At 54.6% G+C, this 21,891-nt stretch carries 17 protein-coding genes, 4 tRNA genes and 2 rRNA genes (1 of these 23 only partly in view); all 23 read right to left on the bottom strand.

From position 1 onward, the window contains the following. Window positions 1-39: 39 nt before the first annotated feature. Window positions 40-351, bottom strand: a complete 312-nt coding sequence (rpsJ, locus tag ACYZT4_RS23890; RefSeq protein ID WP_003186070.1) for a 30S ribosomal protein S10 — start codon at window positions 349-351, stop codon at window positions 40-42. 141 nt (window positions 352-492) lie between these two features. After that, the gene (gene tuf / locus ACYZT4_RS23885) at window positions 493-1,686 is read right to left on the bottom strand and encodes an elongation factor Tu (RefSeq protein ID WP_461983274.1); all 1,194 of its coding nucleotides are present in this window, start codon (window positions 1,684-1,686) and stop codon (window positions 493-495) included. A gap of 31 nt (window positions 1,687-1,717) precedes the next feature. Further along, window positions 1,718-3,823, bottom strand: coding sequence for an elongation factor G (fusA, locus tag ACYZT4_RS23880; protein WP_461983272.1), 2,106 nt, complete (start codon window positions 3,821-3,823; stop codon window positions 1,718-1,720). 30 nt (window positions 3,824-3,853) lie between these two features. Continuing rightward, window positions 3,854-4,324 (bottom strand): 30S ribosomal protein S7, encoded by a 471-nt coding sequence (rpsG, locus tag ACYZT4_RS23875; RefSeq protein WP_002555493.1) that lies wholly within the window; start codon window positions 4,322-4,324, stop codon window positions 3,854-3,856. A 119-nt stretch (window positions 4,325-4,443) separates the two neighbouring features. Next, entirely contained in the window at window positions 4,444-4,815 is a 372-nt protein-coding gene (gene rpsL, locus ACYZT4_RS23870) for a 30S ribosomal protein S12 (RefSeq protein WP_002555494.1), read from the bottom strand. Between the two features lie 216 nt (window positions 4,816-5,031). After that, window positions 5,032-9,231, bottom strand: a complete 4,200-nt coding sequence (gene rpoC, locus ACYZT4_RS23865) for a DNA-directed RNA polymerase subunit beta' (protein WP_461983270.1) — start codon at window positions 9,229-9,231, stop codon at window positions 5,032-5,034. 64 nt (window positions 9,232-9,295) lie between these two features. Then, window positions 9,296-13,369 (bottom strand): DNA-directed RNA polymerase subunit beta, encoded by a 4,074-nt coding sequence (gene rpoB / locus ACYZT4_RS23860; protein ID WP_461983268.1) that lies wholly within the window; start codon window positions 13,367-13,369, stop codon window positions 9,296-9,298. Window positions 13,370-13,589: 220 nt separating this feature from the next. Then, window positions 13,590-13,955, bottom strand: a complete 366-nt coding sequence (gene rplL / locus ACYZT4_RS23855; RefSeq protein ID WP_008145490.1) for a 50S ribosomal protein L7/L12 — start codon at window positions 13,953-13,955, stop codon at window positions 13,590-13,592. 80 nt (window positions 13,956-14,035) lie between these two features. Beyond that, entirely contained in the window at window positions 14,036-14,536 is a 501-nt protein-coding gene (rplJ, locus tag ACYZT4_RS23850) for a 50S ribosomal protein L10 (RefSeq protein WP_010467255.1), read from the bottom strand. 198 nt (window positions 14,537-14,734) lie between these two features. Next, a complete protein-coding gene (gene rplA / locus ACYZT4_RS23845) occupies window positions 14,735-15,430 on the bottom strand; it encodes a 50S ribosomal protein L1 (RefSeq protein WP_461983266.1) in 696 nt (231 codons plus the stop codon). Next, entirely contained in the window at window positions 15,430-15,861 is a 432-nt protein-coding gene (gene rplK, locus ACYZT4_RS23840; protein WP_003210097.1) for a 50S ribosomal protein L11, read from the bottom strand. The genes rplA and rplK overlap by 1 nt, the downstream gene beginning before the upstream one ends. Window positions 15,862-15,977: 116 nt before the next feature. Next, window positions 15,978-16,511 (bottom strand): transcription termination/antitermination protein NusG, encoded by a 534-nt coding sequence (nusG, locus tag ACYZT4_RS23835; protein ID WP_007896622.1) that lies wholly within the window; start codon window positions 16,509-16,511, stop codon window positions 15,978-15,980. A 9-nt stretch (window positions 16,512-16,520) separates the two neighbouring features. Further along, window positions 16,521-16,889 carry a preprotein translocase subunit SecE gene (secE, locus tag ACYZT4_RS23830; protein WP_008145488.1) on the bottom strand — a complete coding sequence of 123 codons (369 nt, stop codon included), beginning with the start codon at window positions 16,887-16,889 and terminating at the stop codon, window positions 16,521-16,523. 45 nt (window positions 16,890-16,934) lie between these two features. Then, window positions 16,935-17,010 (bottom strand) — tRNA-Trp (locus tag ACYZT4_RS23825). A 53-nt stretch (window positions 17,011-17,063) separates the two neighbouring features. Further along, a complete protein-coding gene (tuf, locus tag ACYZT4_RS23820; RefSeq protein WP_461983264.1) occupies window positions 17,064-18,257 on the bottom strand; it encodes an elongation factor Tu in 1,194 nt (397 codons plus the stop codon). 86 nt (window positions 18,258-18,343) lie between these two features. Next, window positions 18,344-18,419, bottom strand: a tRNA-Thr gene (locus ACYZT4_RS23815). A 26-nt stretch (window positions 18,420-18,445) separates the two neighbouring features. After that, window positions 18,446-18,519: transfer RNA gene (locus ACYZT4_RS23810), tRNA-Gly, on the bottom strand. Between the two features lie 24 nt (window positions 18,520-18,543). Continuing rightward, window positions 18,544-18,628: transfer RNA gene (locus ACYZT4_RS23805), tRNA-Tyr, on the bottom strand. Between the two features lie 142 nt (window positions 18,629-18,770). After that, window positions 18,771-19,211 carry a hypothetical protein gene (locus ACYZT4_RS23800; protein ID WP_461983262.1) on the bottom strand — a complete coding sequence of 147 codons (441 nt, stop codon included), beginning with the start codon at window positions 19,209-19,211 and terminating at the stop codon, window positions 18,771-18,773. A 7-nt stretch (window positions 19,212-19,218) separates the two neighbouring features. Beyond that, the gene (locus ACYZT4_RS23795) at window positions 19,219-19,968 is read right to left on the bottom strand and encodes a pantothenate kinase (protein WP_461983261.1); all 750 of its coding nucleotides are present in this window, start codon (window positions 19,966-19,968) and stop codon (window positions 19,219-19,221) included. Then, window positions 19,958-20,917, bottom strand: coding sequence for a bifunctional biotin--[acetyl-CoA-carboxylase] ligase/biotin operon repressor BirA (gene birA / locus ACYZT4_RS23790; RefSeq protein ID WP_461983259.1), 960 nt, complete (start codon window positions 20,915-20,917; stop codon window positions 19,958-19,960). The genes ACYZT4_RS23795 and birA overlap by 11 nt, the downstream gene beginning before the upstream one ends. Before the next feature lie 133 nt (window positions 20,918-21,050). After that, window positions 21,051-21,166, bottom strand: a 5S ribosomal RNA gene (gene rrf, locus ACYZT4_RS23785). A gap of 156 nt (window positions 21,167-21,322) precedes the next feature. Then, window positions 21,323-21,891: ribosomal RNA gene (locus ACYZT4_RS23780) — 23S ribosomal RNA — on the bottom strand; it runs 2,323 nt beyond the window's last position.

Here is a 21,891-nt window from a genome sequence, read left to right as displayed (position 1 = left end):
GCCGCCCATTTCAGAGCGTTACACGACTAAGACCGAGTCTTAGCCGAGGCTGATCTGCACTTCCACACCGGCCGCAAGATCAAGCTTCATAAGAGCATCAACGGTTTTATCCGTTGGCTGGACAATGTCCAGAACGCGCTTATGAGTACGGATCTCGTACTGGTCACGCGCGTCTTTGTTGACGTGCGGGGAGACCAGAACGGTGAACCGCTCTTTACGGGTAGGCAGTGGAATTGGACCACGCACTTGAGCACCAGTACGTTTCGCGGTTTCCACGATTTCCTGGGTGGATTGGTCGATCAGGCGATGGTCAAAAGCCTTCAACCTGATACGGATTTGCTGATTTTGCATTGGATTTCAGACTCCGGCTGCTATTCCCACCGAGCGCAATACGCCCGTTAAAAGGAGGCGCAATTCTATAGACGCCCCAGATGGGTGTCAACCCAATAAAAAAGCCCCCGCTAGGCGGGGGCTTTTTCAAGTCATCACTTATTAAGCGATGATTTTGGCTACGACGCCAGCGCCGACGGTACGACCGCCTTCACGAATAGCGAAACGCAGACCATCTTCCATTGCGATGGTTTTGATCAGGGTAACAACCATTTTCACGTTGTCGCCTGGCATTACCATTTCAACGCCTTCCGGCAGTTCGCAGTTACCGGTCACGTCAGTGGTCCGGAAGTAGAACTGTGGACGGTAGCCTTTGAAGAACGGAGTATGACGACCGCCTTCTTCTTTGCTCAGCACGTAGATTTCAGCTTCGAACGTGGTGTGCGGCTTAACCGAACCTGGCTTGACCAGAACCTGGCCACGCTCAACGTCGTCACGCTTGGTACCACGCAGCAGAACGCCGCAGTTCTCGCCAGCACGACCTTCGTCGAGCAGCTTACGGAACATTTCAACACCGGTGCAGGTGGTGACGGTAGTGTCACGCAGACCAACGATTTCCAGTGGATCCTGAACCTTGACGATACCGCGCTCAATACGGCCAGTTACAACAGTACCGCGACCGGAGATCGAGAATACGTCTTCGATTGGCATCAGGAACGGCTTGTCGATAACACGAACTGGATCCGGAATGTAGGTATCCAGAGTCTCAACCAGTTTACGAACGGCAGTGGTGCCCATTTCGTTGTCGTCTTGGCCGTTCAGAGCCATCAGAGCCGAACCGATGATGATCGGAGTGTCGTCACCTGGGAAGTCGTAAGTGCTCAGCAGATCGCGCACTTCCATCTCAACCAGTTCCAGCAGCTCAGCGTCGTCAACCATGTCAGCCTTGTTCAGGAAGACAACGATGTACGGAACGCCAACCTGACGGGATAGCAGGATGTGCTCACGGGTTTGTGGCATCGGACCATCAGCGGCCGAACAAACCAGGATAGCGCCGTCCATTTGAGCAGCACCGGTGATCATGTTCTTCACATAGTCAGCGTGACCTGGGCAGTCAACGTGAGCGTAGTGACGGATCAGCGAGTTGTATTCAACGTGTGCGGTGTTGATGGTGATACCACGAGCCTTTTCTTCTGGTGCGCTGTCGATCTTGTCGAAAGCAACAACAGCCGAACCGAAAACTTCGGAGCAGACGCGAGTCAGAGCAGCGGTCAGCGTGGTTTTACCGTGGTCGACGTGACCGATGGTGCCAACGTTGACGTGCGGGAGGGTACGGTCAAATTTTTCTTTAGCCACGACAATTAACTCCTAGCCTAAAGGGGCTGAATCAGCCTTGTTTTTTGGTAACGGTTTCGACGATGTGCGACGGAGCCGTATTGTATTTTTTGAATTCCATAGAGTAGCTTGCGCGACCTTGGGACATGGAGCGAACGTCGGTTGCGTAACCGAACATCTCACCCAACGGAACCTCGGCACGAATCACTTTGCCGGAAACCGTATCTTCCATACCCAGGATCATGCCGCGACGACGGTTAAGGTCGCCCATCACGTCACCCATATAGTCTTCAGGCGTAACAACCTCTACCGCCATGATCGGCTCAAGCAACTCACCACCGCCCTTCTGGGCCAGCTGCTTGGTCGCCATGGAAGCGGCCACCTTAAACGCCATCTCGTTGGAGTCGACGTCGTGGTAAGAACCGTCAAACACGGTAGCCTTCAGGCCGATCAGCGGATAGCCGGCAACAACGCCGTTCTTCATCTGCTCTTCGATACCCTTCTGGATAGCCGGGATGTATTCCTTAGGAACCACACCACCCACTACTTCGTTCACGAATTGCAGACCTTCCTGACCTTCGTCAGCAGGAGCAAAACGAATCCAGCAGTGACCGAACTGGCCACGACCGCCGGATTGACGAACGAACTTACCTTCGATTTCACAGTTCTTCGTGATGCGCTCACGATAGGAAACCTGAGGCTTACCGATGTTGGCTTCGACGTTGAACTCACGGCGCATCCGGTCAACCAGGATGTCCAGGTGCAACTCGCCCATGCCGGAGATGATCGTTTGACCAGTCTCTTCATCAGTCTTGACGCGGAAAGATGGATCTTCCTGAGCAAGTTTGCCCAGTGCGATACCCATTTTTTCCTGGTCATCCTTGGTCTTAGGCTCTACGGCAACCGAAATAACCGGCTCCGGGAAGTCCATGCGAACCAGGATGATTGGCTTGCTAGCGTCGCACAAAGTCTCACCGGTGGTGACGTCCTTCATGCCGATCAAGGCCGCGATGTCACCAGCGCGCACTTCCTTGATTTCTTCACGGGCGTTCGCGTGCATTTGCACCATACGACCCACGCGCTCTTTCTTGCCTTTGACCGAGTTGATCACGCCGTCGCCGGAGGCCAACACGCCCGAGTAAACGCGGACGAAAGTCAAAGTACCCACGAATGGGTCGGTAGCGATTTTGAAAGCCAGAGCCGAGAACGGCTCGCTATCATCTGCATGACGCTCCAGATCGATAGTCTCGTCATCCGGGTCAGTACCCTTGATGGCAGGAATATCCACTGGTGCAGGCAGGTAATCGATAACGGCGTCGAGAACCAGGGGAACACCCTTGTTCTTGAAGGAAGAACCGCAAACAGCCAAGACGATCTCACCAGCGATAGTACGCTGACGCAGAGCGGCCTTGATTTCCGCGTTGGTGAGTTCTTCACCTTCGAGGTACTTGTTCATCAGCTCTTCGCTGGCTTCGGCCGCAGCCTCAACCATGTTGCCGCGCCACTCGTCAGCCAGTTCCTGCAACTCAGCAGGGATAGGCTTGCGAACTGGAACCATACCTTTGTCAGCGTCATTCCAGTAAACAGCTTCCATGGCCATCAGATCGATCTGACCCTGGAAGTTGTCTTCGGAACCGATAGCCAACTGGATTGGCACCGGAGTGTGACCCAGACGCTGCTTGATCTGACCGATCACGCGCAGGAAGTTCGCACCAGCACGGTCCATCTTGTTTACGTAAACAAGACGTGGAACGCCGTATTTGTTGGCTTGACGCCATACGGTTTCCGACTGAGGCTCAACACCCGAGGTACCGCAGAACACAACGACCGCGCCGTCGAGCACACGCAGGGAACGTTCAACTTCAATGGTGAAGTCAACGTGGCCCGGGGTGTCAATGACGTTAAAGCGGTATTGGTCTTTGTGCTGCTTCTCGGAACCCTGCCAGAAGGCGGTAATGGCAGCAGAAGTAATGGTAATACCACGCTCCTGCTCCTGAACCATCCAGTCTGTGGTCGCGGCGCCGTCATGCACCTCGCCCATTTTGTGACTTTTGCCAGTGTAAAAAAGGACGCGCTCGGTGGTGGTGGTTTTACCAGCATCCACGTGAGCAACGATACCAATGTTACGGTAGCGATTAATCGGTGTTGTACGAGCCATAAAGCCCTCGCAAAATTAGTGACGCTAAAATTAGAAGCGGTAGTGCGAGAAAGCCTTGTTGGCTTCAGCCATACGGTGCACGTCTTCACGCTTCTTAACTGCAGCACCTTTACCTTCGGCAGCGTCCAACAGTTCGCCAGCCAAACGCAGAGCCATAGACTTCTCGCCGCGCTTGCGGGCGAAGTCTACCAACCAGCGCATTGCCAGGGCGTTACGACGGGACGGGCGAACTTCAACCGGAACCTGGTAAGTAGCACCGCCTACACGGCGCGACTTTACTTCGACCAGCGGAGCGATGGCGTCGAGAGCTTTCTCGAAGATTTCCAGGGGGTCGCTGTTCTTGCGTTCTTTAACCTTTTCCAGCGCGCCATAAACGATACGCTCGGCAACGGCTTTCTTGCCGCTTTCCATTACGTGGTTCATGAACTTGGCCAGGATCTGGCTGCCGTATTTTGGATCGTCAAGCACTTCGCGCTTGGCTGCTACGCGTCTTCTTGGCATGGATAAGCCCTCAAACGGTCTTCAGGTTCGCTCGGAATCGGTGCCCTTGCGGGACGCCTCCGACCTTACTCTTATCGACTCAGAAAAATAGATGATTCAGTTTTTACAAAAAGCCGCTACTACTTAGGCTTCTTGGTACCGTACTTCGAACGACCCTGGTTACGACCTTTAACGCCGGAAGTATCCAGAGAGCCGCGAACGGTGTGGTAACGAACACCTGGCAAGTCTTTTACACGACCGCCGCGGATCAGTACCACGCTGTGCTCTTGCAGGTTGTGGCCTTCACCGCCGATGTACGAGGAAACCTCGAAACCGTTGGTCAGACGCACACGGCATACTTTACGCAGTGCCGAGTTAGGTTTTTTCGGCGTGGTGGTATACACACGGGTGCATACGCCACGACGTTGCGGGCAGTTCTGCAGCGCAGGTACGTCGGATTTCTCGACGATACGCTTACGCGGCTGACGTACCAGCTGGTTGATAGTTGCCATCTACTAGCTCCACTGTTGTCTTGCGACGCTATTGTCTTGCAAGAAAAGCAAAATGGCAGGAACGAATTCCCGCCAAATTTAGGGGTACAAGAGTCTAAAGAGGATCTTGCCCCCAGTCAAGGCAAGGCCCCGACCTTCCCACTCATCCAACCTCGACATATTGTCTTGATTCGATGAATGGAACGACCAGGGCCTTACGCTCATTTATCGCAGAACTCAGTTACCGCTAGAGTTCAGCGCTTCGGTCAGTGCAGCTTCCACTTCACTGGCGCTTACGCGCAACGGTTTGTCAGCTTCACGGCGGCGTTTACGCTCGCTGTGATAAGCCAGACCGGTACCGGCCGGGATCAGACGACCCACGACCACGTTTTCTTTCAGGCCGCGCAGGTAATCGCGCTTGCCGGTTACCGCCGCCTCGGTCAGCACTCGAGTGGTTTCCTGGAAGGAAGCCGCCGAGATGAACGATTCGGTGGACAACGACGCCTTGGTGATACCCAGCAACACACGGGTGAACTTGGAAACGAATTTCTCGTCGCCAGCCAGACGCTCGTTCTCTACCAGAACGTGAGTCAACTCCATCTGGTCGCCCTTGATGAAAGTCGAGTCGCCGGATTCAGCGATTTCAACTTTACGCAGCATCTGACGCAGGATGGTCTCGATGTGCTTGTCGTTGATCTTCACGCCTTGCAGACGATAAACGTCCTGGATCTCGTTCACGATGTACTTGGCCAGCGCACTTACACCCAGCAGACGCAGGATGTCGTGTGGATCGCTTGGGCCGTCGGAGATAACTTCGCCGCGGTTTACCTGTTCGCCTTCGAAGACGTTCAGGTGACGCCACTTAGGAATCAGCTCTTCGTACGGATCAGTACCGTCGTTCGGAGTGATAACCAGACGGCGCTTGCCTTTGGTCTCTTTACCGAACGCGATGGTGCCGCTGACTTCAGCCAGAATCGAGGCTTCTTTCGGACGACGTGCTTCGAACAAGTCGGCAACACGTGGCAGACCACCGGTGATGTCACGGGTCTTCGAAGTTTCTTGCGGGATACGAGCGATAACATCACCGATCGCAATCTTCGCACCGTCCGCTACACCAACCAGGGCGTTAGCAGGCAGGAAGTACTGAGCAATAACGTCAGTACCCGGCAGCAAGAGATCCTTGCCGCTGTCATCAACCATCTTCACAGCAGGACGGATATCTTTACCGGCAGCTGGACGGTCTTTGGCGTCGAGTACTTCAATGTTGGTCATACCGGTCAATTCGTCGGTCTGACGCTTGATCGTGATGCCTTCTTCCATGCCCACGTAGGTCACGGTACCTTTCATTTCGGTAACGATTGGGTGAGTGTGCGGATCCCACTTGGCCACGATTGCGCCAGCGTCCACCTTGTCACCTTCTTTAACCGAAATCACAGCACCATACGGCAGCTTGTAGCGCTCGCGCTCACGACCGAAGTCATCAGCGATTGCCAGCTCACCGGAACGGGACACCGCAACCAGGCAACCATCCACTCGCTCAACGTGTTTCAGGTTGTGCAGACGGACAGTACCGCCATTCTTCACCTGAACGCTGTCGGCTGCGGAGGTCCGGCTTGCCGCACCACCGATGTGGAACGTACGCATGGTCAGCTGGGTACCCGGCTCACCGATGGACTGGGCAGCGATTACGCCGACCGCTTCACCAATGTTCACCTGGTGACCACGAGCCAAATCACGGCCGTAGCACTTGGCGCAAATACCGTAGCGGGTTTCGCAGCTGATCGGCGAACGCACGATCACTTCGTCGATGCTGTTCAGCTCGATGAACTCAACCCACTTCTCGTCTACCAGCGTGCCGGCAGGAACGATAATTTCTTCGGTACCTGGCTTGAATACGTCACGGGCAATGACACGACCCAATACACGCTCACCCAATGGCTCAACAACGTCACCGCCTTCAATGTGCGGAGTCATCACCAGGCCATGTTCGGTGCCGCAATCGATCTCGGTCACAACCAGATCCTGCGCCACGTCTACCAGACGACGAGTCAGGTAACCAGAGTTCGCAGTTTTCAACGCGGTATCCGCCAAACCTTTACGAGCACCGTGAGTGGAGATGAAGTACTGAAGTACGCTCAAACCTTCACGGAAGTTCGCAGTAATCGGCGTTTCGATGATGGAACCGTCCGGCTTGGCCATCAGGCCACGCATACCGGCGAGCTGACGGATCTGCGCAGCAGAACCCCGCGCGCCCGAGTCGGCCATCATGTACATCGAGTTGAAAGATTCCTGGTCGACTTCAACGCCATGGCGATCGATGACTTTCTCTTTCGAGAGGTTGGCCATCATTGCCTTGGAAACTTCGTCGTTCGCCTTGGACCAAAGGTCGATCACTTTGTTGTACTTCTCGCCCTGGGTTACCAGGCCGGAGGCGTACTGACTTTCGATCTCTTTCACTTCATCAGTAGCAGCATTGATGATGCGGGCTTTTTCATCCGGGATAACGAAGTCGTTAACGCCGATGGAAACGCCGGAGATAGTCGAGTAAGCAAAACCGGTGTACATCAACTGGTCAGCGAAGATCACGGTCTCTTTCAAACCAACCACGCGGTAGCACTGGTTGATCAGCTTGGAGATCGCTTTTTTCTTCATCGGCTGGTTGACGACGTCGTACGACAGGCCAGGTGGAACAACCTGGAACAGCAGCGCACGGCCGACAGTGGTGTCGACGATACGAGTGTTCTTGACGCTGCCACCGTCACGATCGTTTACCGTTTCGTTGATCCGCACTTTGACTTTGGCGTGCAGTGCGGCTTCGCCGGCACGGAACACACGGTCAACTTCCTGCAGATCCGCGAACACGCGACCTTCGCCTTTGGCGTTGATCGCTTCACGAGTCATGTAGTACAGACCCAACACAACGTCCTGCGAAGGAACGATGATTGGCTCACCGTTGGCTGGCGACAGAATGTTGTTGGTCGACATCATCAACGCACGCGCTTCCAACTGAGCTTCCAGTGTCAGCGGGACGTGCACGGCCATTTGGTCGCCGTCGAAGTCGGCGTTGTACGCAGCACAGACCAGAGGGTGCAGCTGGATAGCCTTACCTTCGATCAGTACCGGTTCAAACGCCTGGATACCCAGACGGTGAAGGGTCGGTGCACGGTTGAGGAGAACCGGGTGTTCGCGGATTACTTCAGCGAGAACGTCCCAAACCTCTGGCAGTTCGCGCTCAACCATCTTCTTGGCTGCTTTGATGGTGGTCGCGAGACCACGCATTTCCAGCTTGCCAAAAATGAACGGCTTGAACAGCTCAAGCGCCATTTTCTTCGGCAGACCGCACTGGTGCAGACGCAAGGTCGGACCTACGGTAATTACCGAACGACCCGAGTAGTCAACACGCTTACCGAGCAAGTTCTGACGGAAACGACCTTGCTTACCCTTGATCATGTCAGCCAAGGATTTCAAAGGACGCTTGTTCGAACCGGTGATCGCGCGGCCACGACGGCCGTTGTCGAGCAGTGCATCGACGGCTTCCTGCAACATACGCTTTTCGTTGCGCACGATGATGTCCGGAGCGGACAGATCGAGCAGACGCTTCAAGCGGTTGTTACGGTTGATCACTCGACGATACAGATCGTTGAGGTCGGAGGTCGCAAAGCGACCGCCATCCAGCGGGACCAGTGGACGCAGATCTGGCGGCAGAACCGGCAGAACGGTCAGCACCATCCATTCTGGAAGGTTGCCGGAACCCTGGAAGGCTTCCATCAACTTCAGACGCTTGGACAGCTTCTTGATTTTGGTTTCGGAGTTGGTTTGCGGAATTTCTTCACGCAGACGGCCAATCTCGTGTTCCAGGTCGATAGCGTGCAGCAGTTCGCGGACAGCTTCGGCACCCATGCGGGCATCGAAATCGTCGCCGAACTCTTCCAGCGCTTCGAAGTACTGCTCGTCGTTCAGCAGCTGACCTTTTTCAAGGGTGGTCATGCCCGGGTCGATAACGACATAGCTCTCGAAGTAGAGAACGCGTTCGATATCACGCAGGGTCATGTCCATCAGCAAACCGATACGCGACGGCAGCGATTTCAGGAACCAGATGTGGGCAACTGGCGAGGCCAGTTCGATGTGCGCCATGCGCTCACGACGAACTTTAGCCAGCGCGACTTCGACGCCGCACTTTTCGCAGATCACACCGCGGTGCTTCAAGCGCTTGTACTTACCGCACAGGCACTCGTAATCCTTTACCGGGCCAAAGATCTTGGCGCAGAACAGGCCGTCACGCTCAGGTTTGAACGTACGGTAGTTAATGGTTTCCGGCTTTTTAACTTCACCGAACGACCACGAACGGATCATCTCAGGCGATGCCAATCCAATACGGATGGCGTCGAACTCTTCGACTTGACCCTGGTTTTTCAGCAAATTCAGTAGGTCTTTCAAGGCCTTTCCTCCTGGCGGAGCAGAGAGCGGGCAATCCTGCCCCGCTCTCGATTCGCGTCACGTGTTATTCGGTTTCCAGATCGATATCGATGCCGAGGGAACGAATTTCCTTGATCAACACGTTGAAAGACTCGGGCATGCCCGGCTCCATACGGTGATCGCCATCCACGATGTTTTTGTACATCTTGGTACGGCCGTTCACATCGTCCGACTTCACTGTGAGCATTTCTTGCAGAGTGTAAGCAGCACCGTATGCTTCCAGTGCCCAGACCTCCATCTCCCCGAAACGCTGACCACCGAACTGTGCCTTACCACCCAGCGGCTGCTGGGTAACCAGGCTGTACGAACCGGTAGAACGAGCGTGCATCTTGTCGTCTACCAAGTGGTTCAGCTTCAGCATGTACATGTAGCCAACAGTAACCGGGCGCTCGAACTTGTTGCCGGTACGGCCGTCGGTCAGCTGCATCTGGCCGCTTTCTGGCAGGTCTGCCAGTTTCAGCATGGCCTTGATTTCGCTTTCCTTGGCGCCGTCGAACACTGGAGTGGCCATTGGAACGCCGCCACGCAGGTTCTTCGCCAGATCCAGGATTTCCTGGTCGGAGAAGCTATCCAGATCTTCGTTACGACCGCCGATCTGGTTGTAGATCTCGTCGAGGAATTTACGAAGCTCAGCGACTTTGCGCTGTTCTTCAATCATCCGGTTGATCTTCTCGCCCAGACCTTTGGCCGCGAGGCCGAGGTGGGTTTCAAGGATCTGACCAACGTTCATACGCGAAGGTACGCCCAACGGGTTGAGAACGACGTCGACCGGGGTGCCATTGGCATCGTGCGGCATGTCTTCAACCGGCATGATCACGGAGACCACACCCTTGTTACCGTGACGACCGGCCATCTTGTCGCCCGGCTGGATGCGGCGACGGATTGCCAGGTAAACCTTGACGATTTTCAGCACGCCTGGAGCCAGGTCATCGCCCTGCTGCAGTTTGCGCTTCTTGTCTTCGAACTTGTCGTCCAGCAGACGGCGACGATCAACGATGTAGGCCTGAGCCTTCTCGAGCTGCTCGTTTAGAGCATCTTCAGCCATGCGCAGTTTGAACCACTGACCATGCTCAAGACCGTCGAGAACTTCGTCGGTAATGTCCTGACCTTTCTTCAGGCCGGCGCCGCCTTCGGCTTTATGGCCGACCAGAGCGGAACGCAGACGTTCGAAAGTGGCGCCTTCAACGATACGGAACTCTTCGTTCAGATCCTTGCGGATCTCGTCGAGTTGAGTCTTCTCGATCGACAGTGCACGAGCATCACGCTCAACGCCGTCGCGGGTGAAGACCTGTACGTCGATGACAGTACCTTTGGTGCCGGTAGGCACGCGCAAGGAGGTGTCTTTAACGTCGCTGGCTTTTTCACCGAAGATTGCACGCAACAGCTTTTCTTCCGGAGTCAGTTGGGTCTCGCCTTTCGGAGTGACCTTGCCTACCAGAATGTCGCCTGCGCCAACTTCAGCACCTACATAAACGATACCGGCTTCGTCCAGCTTGTTCAGTGCAGCTTCACCCACGTTCGGGATGTCTGCAGTGATTTCCTCTGGCCCAAGCTTAGTGTCACGTGCCACACAGGTCAGTTCCTGAATGTGGATCGTGGTGAAGCGATCTTCTTGAACAACTCGTTCCGACAGGCAAATGGAGTCTTCGAAGTTGTAACCGTTCCAGGCCATGAACGCGATGCGCATGTTCTGACCCAGTGCCAGCTCACCCATGTCAGTGGACGGACCATCGGCCATGATGTCGCTGCGCTGAACCCGATCACCTTTACGCACCAGCGGACGCTGGTTGATGCAGGTGTTCTGGTTGGAGCGGGTGTACTTGGTCAGGTTGTAGATGTCGACACCAGCTTCACCGGTTTCAACTTCGTCATCAGCAACACGAACCACGATACGGCTGGCATCAACGGAGTCGATCACGCCACCACGACGAGCCACGACGCAAACGCCGGAGTCACGGGCTACGTTACGCTCCATGCCGGTACCGACCAGCGGCTTGTCAGCGCGCAGGGTTGGTACGGCTTGACGCTGCATGTTCGAACCCATCAACGCACGGTTGGCGTCATCGTGCTCGAGGAACGGGATCAGCGACGCTGCAACCGAAACTACTTGCTTCGGCGATACGTCCATCAAGGTGACGTCTTCCGGCGCCTTGACGGTGAACTCGTTCAAGTGACGAACAGCGACCAGTTCGTCGACCAGCATTTTCTTGTCGTTCATCGTGGCCGAAGCCTGAGCGATCACATGATCAGCTTCTTCGATGGCGGACAGGAACACGATCTCGTCGGTGACCAGAGCGTCTTTCACCACGCGGTACGGGCTCTCGAGGAAGCCGTACTGGTTGGTGCGCGCATAAGCGGCCAGTGAGTTGATCAGGCCGATGTTCGGACCTTCCGGCGTTTCAATCGGGCATACACGACCGTAGTGAGTCGGGTGTACGTCACGAACTTCAAAGCCAGCGCGCTCACGAGTCAAACCGCCAGGGCCGAGTGCAGACACACGACGCTTGTGGGTGATCTCGGACAGCGGGTTGTTCTGGTCCATGAACTGGGAAAGCTGGCTGGAACCGAAGAACTCTTTCACCGCCGCAGCCACTGGCTTGGCGTTGATCAGGTCTTGCGGCATCAGGCCTTCGCTTTCAGCCATCGACAGGCGCTCTTTGACCGCACGCTCAACACGTACCAGGCCAACGCGGAACTGGTTCTCGGCCATTTCGCCTACGCAGCGAACACGACGGTTACCCAGGTGGTCGATGTCATCGACGATGCCTTTACCGTTACGGATGTCGACCAGAGTCTTCAGAACCGCGACGATGTCTTCTTTGCACAACACGCCCGAGCCTTCGATCTCGGTACGACCGATACGACGGTTGAACTTCATCCGGCCGACCGCAGACAGGTCATAGCGCTCAGGGCTGAAGAACAGGTTGTTGAACAGAGTCTCGGCAGCGTCTTTGGTTGGCGGCTCGCCTGGACGCATCATGCGATAGATCTCGACCAGCGCTTCCAATTGGTTGCTGGTGGAGTCGATCTTCAGAGTGTCGGAGACGAACGGACCGCAGTCGATATCGTTGGTGTACAGAGTTTCGATGCGAACCACCTGAGCCTTGGCGATTTTCGCCAGGATCTCGGTGTTCAGTTCGGTATTGCACTCTGCCAGGATTTCGCCGGTTGCCGGATGCACGATGACCTTGGCGGTAGTGCGACCCAGGACGTAGTCCAGAGGCACTTGCAGCTCTTTGATCCCGGCTTTTTCCAGCTGGTTAATGTGGCGAGCAGTGATACGACGACCTTGCTCGACAATAACCTTGCCTTTGTCATCCAGGATATCCAGGACAGCAATTTCACCACGCAGGCGCTGAGGCACCAGTTCCAGGTTGAGGTTTTCACCTTGCACGTGGAAGACGTTGGTGGTGTAGAACGCGTCGAGCACTTCTTCAGTGGTGTAGCCGAGCGCGCGCAGCAGAACCGATGCAGGCAACTTGCGACGACGGTCGATACGCACGAATACGCAGTCTTTCGGGTCGAACTCGAAGTCCAGCCACGAACCGCGGTAAGGAATGATGCGCGCGGAGTACAGCAGTTTGCCGGAGCTGTGCGTCTTGCCACGGTCGTGGTCGAAGAACACGCCCGGGGAACGGTGCAGCTGGGAAACGATTACACGCTCGGTACCGTTGATTACAAAGGTACCGTTCTCGGTCATCAGGGGAATTTCACCCATGTAGACTTCTTGCTCTTTGATGTCCTTGATCGCTTTGTTCGACGATTCTTTGTCGAAAATGATCAGGCGCACTTTTACCCGCAAAGGTACGGCGTAAGTAACACCGCGCAATACGCATTCTTTGACATCAAATGCCGGTTCGCCCAGGCGATAACCGACGTACTCCAGCGCAGCATTGCCGGAGTAGCTGATGATCGGGAAAACGGATTTGAAGGCCGCATGCAGGCCCACGTCGCGGAACTGATCTTTAGTCGCTCCCGCTTGCAAGAATTCACGATACGAATCCAGCTGGATGGCCAGAAGGTACGGCACATCCATGACGTCCGGCAACTTGCTAAAGTCCTTGCGGATACGTTTTTTCTCAGTATATGAGTAAGCCATCAGCGTTCCCCAGCTTGGTCACCTGCTTGTTTGGCCCCTCCCGACGGGAGCAGCCAGAAAATCGTGCAAACCCCATGGTTTGCGCCACCGCATCGGGTGGTTACAGCTCGTTATCAGCACCGACCCAGTCGGCTGCCAATAACGGAAAAAGGCCGGTGGCAAGAGCCACCAGCCATCAGCCTTTCGCTTTACGCTCGGGCTGGAGGAGCAAAGTCGATGCTTACTTCAGCTCGACTTTAGCGCCTGCTTCTTCCAGAGTGGCTTTTGCTTTGTCAGCTGCATCTTTCGATACGGCTTCCAGAACAACGCCAGGAGCGCCGTCAACTACAGCCTTGGCTTCTTTCAAGCCCAGACCGGTCAGTTCACGTACTGCCTTGATCACGTTAACTTTCTTCTCGCCAGCTTCCAGCAGCATGACGTTGAATTCAGTTTGTTCTTCAACAACAGCAGCGACAGCAGCTGGACCAGCGGAAGCAGCGGCAGCGGAAACGCCGAACTTCTCTTCCATGGCTTTGATCAGCTCAACGATTTCCAGAACGGATTTTTCGCCGATTGCTTCGATGATTTGGTCGTTAGTCAGAGACATGACTATAAATTCCTGTATTGGGGTGACAGCCTACGCGGCCATCGAAATAAACAATAAACGCTGAAAGGAGTCGCTCAGCCTTAGGCTGCAGCGGCTTCTTTCTGGTCGCGAAGAGCCGCCAGAGTACGAGCCAATTTGCTGGTTGCGCCTTGAATCACGCTCATCAGCTGAGAAATTGCTTCGTCACGGGTCGGCAGGCTTGCCAGTACGTCGATCTGATTAGCTGCGAGGAACTTGCCCTCGAACGCAGCTGCCTTGATCTCGAACTTATCCTGACCTTTTGCGAATTCCTTGAAGATACGGGCAGCAGCACCCGGATGTTCTTTGGAGAATGCAATCAAGGTAGGGCCAGTGAACACGTCGTTGAGCACGTCATATTGAGTGCCAGCAACGGCGCGCTTGAGCAGGGTGTTACGTACAACACGTACGTAAACGCCAGCTTCACGAGCCTCTTTACGGAGTCCGGTCATAGCGCCTACTGTTACGCCACGGGCATCAGCCACGACAGCGGACAGAGCAACTTGGGCAGCCTTGTTGACTTCAGCGACGATGGCCTTCTTGTCTTCAAGTTTAATTGCCACGGGAAAAACTCCTGCTTGTTACCGTTTCATCCAACCGAAGCCGGATGTCGTTTTGGTGTCTGATTCGGTAAGGAACCGGGAGCACCATCTGCGTAGGCTTGAGGTTTAAGACTTGCGCCGCCTACGGTCTTGGATAGCCCCCGCCAGGCAGGGACCCCAATCTTTCAATTGGCGCAATTGCTTGCGCCAACCTGTGTCTTACGCGTCGAGCGAGCCTTGGTCGATAACCAGACCTGGGCCCATAGTGGTGCTCAGGGTAACGCGCTTGACGTAAATGCCTTTCGAGGAAGCTGGTTTGATACGCTTCAGATCAGCGATCAGGGCTTCAACGTTTTCCTTCAGCTTGACGGCGTCGAAGCCGACTTTGCCAACGGAAGTGTGAATGATGCCGTTTTTGTCGGTGCGATAACGAACCTGACCAGCTTTGGCGTTTTTAACCGCAGTAGCTACGTCTGGCGTTACGGTGCCGACTTTAGGGTTAGGCATCAGGCCGCGTGGACCCAGGATCTGACCCAACTGACCTACAACGCGCATCGCATCCGGGGATGCAATGACTACGTCATAGTTCAGGTCGCCGCCTTTCATTTCGGCAGCCAGATCGTCCATACCTACACGGTCAGCGCCTGCAGCCAGAGCGGCCTCAGCAGCTGGACCCTGGGTGAACACAGCAACGCGAACAGTCTTGCCAGTGCCGTGTGGCAGCACAGTAGCGCTACGAACGACCTGGTCGGATTTACGCGGGTCAACACCCAGGTTCACAGCAACGTCGAACGACTCGCTGAACTTGACAGTCGACAGCTCAGCCAGCAGAGATGCAGCGTCTACAAAGTTGTAGGCCTTGCCTGCTTCGATTTTTCCGGCGATAGCCTTTTGACGCTTGGTCAACTTAGCCATTACACACCCTCCACGTTAAGGCCCATGCTACGAGCAGAACCGGCGATAGTGCGCACGGCTGCATCCATATCAGCTGCAGTCAGATCCGCGTTTTTGGTTTTCGCGATTTCTTCCAGCTGAGCACGAGTCACGGTGCCAACCTTAACGGTGTTCGGACGAGCGGAACCGCTGGTCAGACCGGCCGCCTTCTTCAGCAAAACCGAAGCAGGGGTGGATTTGGTTTCGAAAGTGAAGCTACGGTCGCTGTAGACAGTGATGATCACTGGAGTCGGCAGACCTGGTTCAATACCCTGAGTACGGGCGTTGAAAGCCTTGCAGAATTCCATGATGTTCACGCCGTGCTGACCCAGAGCAGGACCAACAGGTGGGCTTGGGTTAGCCTGAGCGGCCTTCACTTGCAGCTTGATGTAAGCGGTAATCTTCTTGGCCATGAGGCACTCCAATTACGGGTTCGAACGCCTCGAAAGGCTCCCCGGTTACTTGCGCGTTTATCCCAGTGACGACAAAACCCCACAGCCTAGGCTGCGGGGTTGGGATGCTTGCTCAGCTAGACCTTTTCGACCTGACTGAACTCGAGCTCTACCGGAGTAGAGCGACCGAAAATGAGCACTGCCACTTGGATCCGGCTCTTTTCGTAGTTAACTTCTTCAACCGTACCGGTAAAATCGGCAAACGGTCCGTCGTTGACGCGTACCGACTCACCTGGCTCGAACAACGTCTTCGGCTTCGGCTTGTCGCTACCATCAGCAACACGACGCAGAATCGCTTCTGCCTCTTTATCTGTGATCGGCGCAGGCTTATCAGCAGTACCGCCAATGAAACCCATCACACGAGGAGTATCCTTGACCAAGTGCCAAGTACCCTCATTCATGTCCATCTGAACCAGCACATAACCTGGGAAGAACTTGCGCTCGCTTTTGCGTTTCTGGCCATTACGCATCTCCACCACTTCTTCGGTGGGGACCAGAATTTCGCCAAAGCCATCTTCCATGCCAGCCAGCTTTACGCGCTCTACCAACGAGCGCATGACATGCTTCTCGTAACCGGAGTAAGCATGCACAACGTACCAACGCTTAGCCACGGGACACCCTTAGCCGACAATCAAGGAAACAAGCCAGCCGAGCAGGGAATCGAGCCCCCACAACAGCAACGCCATAACCAGAACAACAGCCACAACAATCAACGTGGTCTGCGTGGTTTCTTGGCGAGTTGGCCATACGACTTTACGAATCTCGGTGCGAGCTTCCTTAACCAGTACAAAGAAAGACTTGCCCTTGACTGTCTGCAGGCCTACAAAGGCAGCTACAGCAGCAATGGCGAGCAATGCAAGTACGCGGTACAGGATCGGCGAAGCAGAGTAATACTGATTGCCAACAACGCCAACAACCACCAAGGCGACTACTACTAGCCACTTGAGCAGATCGAAGCGAGAGCCTTGAGCTTCAGCTTTAGGAGTCATCTATGAAGATCCTGTGAAAAGAAAGCCAGACACACCAAGTGAATCTGGCAGGTCAGGAGGGAATCGAACCCCCAACCTACGGTTTTGGAGACCGTCGCTCTGCCAATTGAGCTACTGACCTAAAACAAAATCAGGCCGACCATTATGCCGGCCCGAAAAAGACATTACAACAACTTACTCGATGACTTTGGCTACGACACCCGCGCCGACGGTACGACCGCCTTCACGAATTGCAAAACGCAGACCATCTTCCATCGCGATGGTTTTGATCAGGGTAACGACCATTTGGACGTTATCCCCCGGCATCACCATTTCAACACCTTCTGGCAGCTCGCAGTTACCAGTCACGTCAGTCGTACGGAAGTAGAACTGCGGACGGTAGCCCTTGAAGAATGGCGTATGACGACCACCCTCCTCCTTGCTCAGAACGTAAACCTCAGCAGTGAACTTGGTATGCGGCTTGACGGTGCCCGGCTTGACCAGAACCTGGCCACGCTCGACATCATCACGCTTGGTACCACGCAGCAAAACGCCGCAGTTCTCACCCGCCCGACCTTCATCGAGCAGCTTGCGGAACATCTCAACACCAGTGCACGTAGTTTTGACAGTGTCACGAAGACCAACAATCTCAACCTCTTCCTGAATGCGGACGATGCCACGCTCAACACGACCAGTCACAACAGTACCGCGACCGGAGATCGAGAACACATCCTCGATCGGCATCAGGAACGGCTTGTCGATAGCACGCTCAGGCTGCGGAATGTAGCTATCCAGCGTCTCAACCAACTTCTTGACGGCAGTGGTACCCATCTCGTTGTCGTCTTGACCGTTCAACGCCATCAGCGCAGAGCCAATGATGATCGGAGTGTCATCACCTGGAAAATCGTAAGCGCTCAACAAGTCGCGCACTTCCATCTCAACCAGCTCCAGCAGCTCGGCATCATCAACCATGTCAGCCTTGTTCAGGAAGACAACGATGTATGGAACGCCAACCTGACGGGACAGCAGGATGTGCTCACGGGTTTGCGGCATCGGACCATCAGCGGCCGAGCAAACCAGAATCGCACCATCCATCTGCGCAGCACCGGTGATCATGTTTTTTACGTAATCAGCATGACCAGGACAGTCAACATGTGCGTAGTGACGCACGGCCGAATCGTATTCAACGTGAGCGGTGTTGATGGTGATACCACGAGCTTTTTCTTCAGGGGCGCTATCGATTTTGTCGAAGTCTACCTTCGCCGAACCGAAAACCTCGGAACAGACTCGGGTCAAGGCTGCAGTCAAAGTAGTTTTACCATGATCAACATGACCAATGGTCCCAACGTTGACGTGCGGCTTATTACGTTCGAACTTTTCCTTAGCCATCAAAATCACCCCTAGGAGAAGAATTGAGCAAGTAAAGCAAGCCATTAAAACAAAGGCAGATATTTTCATATCTGCCTTGTTATATATGGAGCTCTTGAGCGGATTTGAACCGCTGACCTCACCCTTACCAAGGGTGTGCTCTACCAACTGAGCTACAAGAGCGTAACACTTTGCAGGATCTGCAAACTTGGAGCGGGTAGCGGGAATCGAACCCGCATCATCAGCTTGGAAGGCTGAGGTTCTACCACTAAACTATACCCGCGGAGCTTGCAGCTCTCGCTAAAAATGGTGGAGGGGGAAGGATTCGAACCTTCGAAGTCGTAGACGTCAGATTTACAGTCTGATCCCTTTGGCCGCTCGGGAACCCCTCCTAAGCGAGCCGGCATTCTATATCATGCCGACCTTCTGTCAAGCATTTTCTCATTAAAAACCTGAGGTTAGCTGCGTTGACCTCGCTTTACACTGTCGACCTTCAAAGGTCTTCACTGCGAAGCGGGCGCCATTCTATGCAAACTATTCCGCGGGTGCAACCCCCTCACACGGCATTATTTTATGTTTTAACTCATTGAATTCTCTGGAAAGGTTTTGCAGCTGCACATCATCGAGCCAGCGCCGGCTTTCAGGAGCCACACGGAACCAGTAACCCGCAAAGTCGGGAGCGTCCTTGGCCAGGAGCTGATACTTGATCTCCATGCCGGTCAAGCGCCGCTCAACGGCTTGGGCCGCTTCCTGGCGAACGAACCCACCCAGGTACAAGCAACCAGCCTCAGCCTGAACGGGCTTCGTTTTATCGCGGGATGCGTCACTCGTTTCGCTCAGCAACTGAATATCTTGCTGAGCACCCCGATACAAACTCAAAGCAGTGACATCCTTCGCGCGCAGAGGAGCTTCTTGTTGATGCCAGATGTAATAGAACACGTTGAGAACAAGCAGCAGCAGGAACAACCAACGCATATGAACCTCAAGACAAAGGACATGCCATCGCCAACCCTACAAATACCAGATCTGGAACTACTCTGGCCTCAGGCACGATTTGGGAAACGAGCTCGGCGTCCCCACCGGTAAGGAACACTGAAAAATCTGCCCCCCAGTAGCTACGCGCAAGCTCTAACTGGGTCAGGACAAAGCCCCTAAGCATCAGCAGGCAGCCCCGCTCGACCGCCTCTACGGTGGTCCGCCCTGGAGCAAGACACTCCAGAGCGCGCTCGGCAGCCAGATCCCCATAGCGAATTTTGCGTGTATGGGTGCGCAGCTGATTCCGCATTAACGGCATTCCCGGGCATATGAACCCTCCGAGATGCTCTCCATCATTCGAGACGAAGTCCGCGGTCACAGCAGTACCAAAATCGAGCACCAGGCACGCACCCGAGGCCAAATGGAAACCTCCGAGCATCGCCAGCCAACGATCAAGACCCAGACGCTCGAACTCATCGTAGCCATTTCGAACACCTGACATTTCGCGACTCGGTGTCGCGCAGGCCACCGACACGCCAAAAGACTCCGTCAGCAGCGAAACCAACGCCCCGGTTTCCTCGACGGTTCTGACACTGACCATCCGACAGAACGTGAAAGCAGCGCCCTTGAGTGCTTTCAAGCTGTCCAGCAAATCAAGATTCGAATCGACTACGCCCTCACCGACTGTCCTGCGAGCATCCGCAGCGAGCACTCGCCACTTGATAAAACTGTTTCCGCAGTCGAGCTCAAGAATCATCACGCAACCTCAAGCTAAGCTCACCACCACTAAAGACTTTTTCCAAACCACCCACCTTCAAGCGCAGAGCACCCTGACTATCGATACCCAGCACTTCGCCATCTATTTGATTAACACCAACCACCAGTGATACCGCCCGCCCCTGCCACAGATGATTTTGCTCCCATTCTGACTGGATAGCGGGAAACCCGTCCGTATGATGCCGCCCCAAATAGACTTGGAGCATCTGGCCCAGTTGCGCAACCAGGTTATTTCGATCGAACGCACGACCCGACTCAAGCCTCACTGAAGTCCACTGCTGGTCAACCTCGTCGGTCATTTGCATGTTCACGTTGATTCCAATACCCAGCACCACGTGACACACATCTGCGGGATCCCCCACCAATTCAAGCAAGATCCCTGCAATTTTTTTGCGGCCGACCAGCACATCGTTAGGCCATTTCAAACCCGCCTCTGAAACACCTAACGCTCGCAAGGTTTGCATGACCGCAAGCCCGACAACGAGACTCAGGCCTTCCAGTTGGCGCATGCCGCCTTCAATGCGCAACACTAGACTGTAATAAATATTTTCCGCGAAAGGACTCGCCCACTTCCGCCCACGGCGCCCACGACCAGACGTCTGCCGCTCGGCAAGCACAAGGAATGGCGCTACCTGGCCACGCTCTATGGCACGAAGAGCCTCGGCATTGGTGGAGTCGATAGAATCGAAAACCAGAATGGGCCAATCACAAGATGGCGCCTGCTCAGCGATCGAGACCGAATCGAGTAACGTCAACGGTGAAGCCAATTGATAACCGCGGCCGCGCACTTTATGGATGGACAAACCAAGTTCAGCCTCTAAAAGTTGAAGCTGTTTCCATACAGCACTGCGACTGACACCCAGTGCAGCGCCAAGGGCCTGACCTGAATGAAATCGGCCATCCTTAAGAAGCTTTAACAACGTCAGCATGCAGGTTCCGCCTCCCAATGAGGCCCGCATGATAGACATGCATCGAGCCGTTGCATAGAAACCACGCCTGGAAGATTTTCTTTGCGCAAAACAAAACCCCAACTGCTTTCGCAATTGGGGTTTCGGAATTTAATCTTGACGATGACCTACTCTCACATGGGGAAACCCCACACTACCATCGGCGATGCATCGTTTCACTGCTGAGTTCGGGATGGGATCAGGTGGTTCCAATGCTCTATGGTCGTCAAGAAATTCGGGTACTGAGTCGTGACCAGTTGGCCTCGCTTCAGCAAATGGGTATGTGATAGCTTTCGGTGTTTTTGCGAGATCGAACTTTCGGTTCGTTTCGTCTTCACACACCGCAATCTGGTGCTCGTTAGAGCAAGCAAATTGCTTGGGTGTTATATGGTCAAGCCTCACGGGCAATTAGTATTGGTTAGCTCAACGCCTCACAGCGCTTACACACCCAACCTATCAACGTCGTAGTCTTCGACGGCCCTTCAGGGGACTCAAGGTCCCAGTGAGATCTCATCTTGAGGCTAGTTTCCCGCTTAGATGCTTTCAGCGGTTATCTATTCCGAACATAGCTACCCGGCAATGCCACTGGCGTGACAACCGGAACACCAGAGGTTCGTCCACTCCGGTCCTCTCGTACTAGGAGCAGCCCCTCTCAAATCTCAAACGTCCACGGCAGATAGGGACCGAACTGTCTCACGACGTTCTAAACCCAGCTCGCGTACCACTTTAAATGGCGAACAGCCATACCCTTGGGACCGGCTTCAGCCCCAGGATGTGATGAGCCGACATCGAGGTGCCAAACACCGCCGTCGATATGAACTCTTGGGCGGTATCAGCCTGTTATCCCCGGAGTACCTTTTATCCGTTGAGCGATGGCCCTTCCATACAGAACCACCGGATCACTAAGACCTACTTTCGTACCTGCTCGACGTGTCTGTCTCGCAGTCAAGCGCGCT

Source organism: Pseudomonas sp. GB2N2, assembly GCF_054897705.1.
This window is presented reverse-complemented; position numbering and strand designations above follow the sequence as displayed.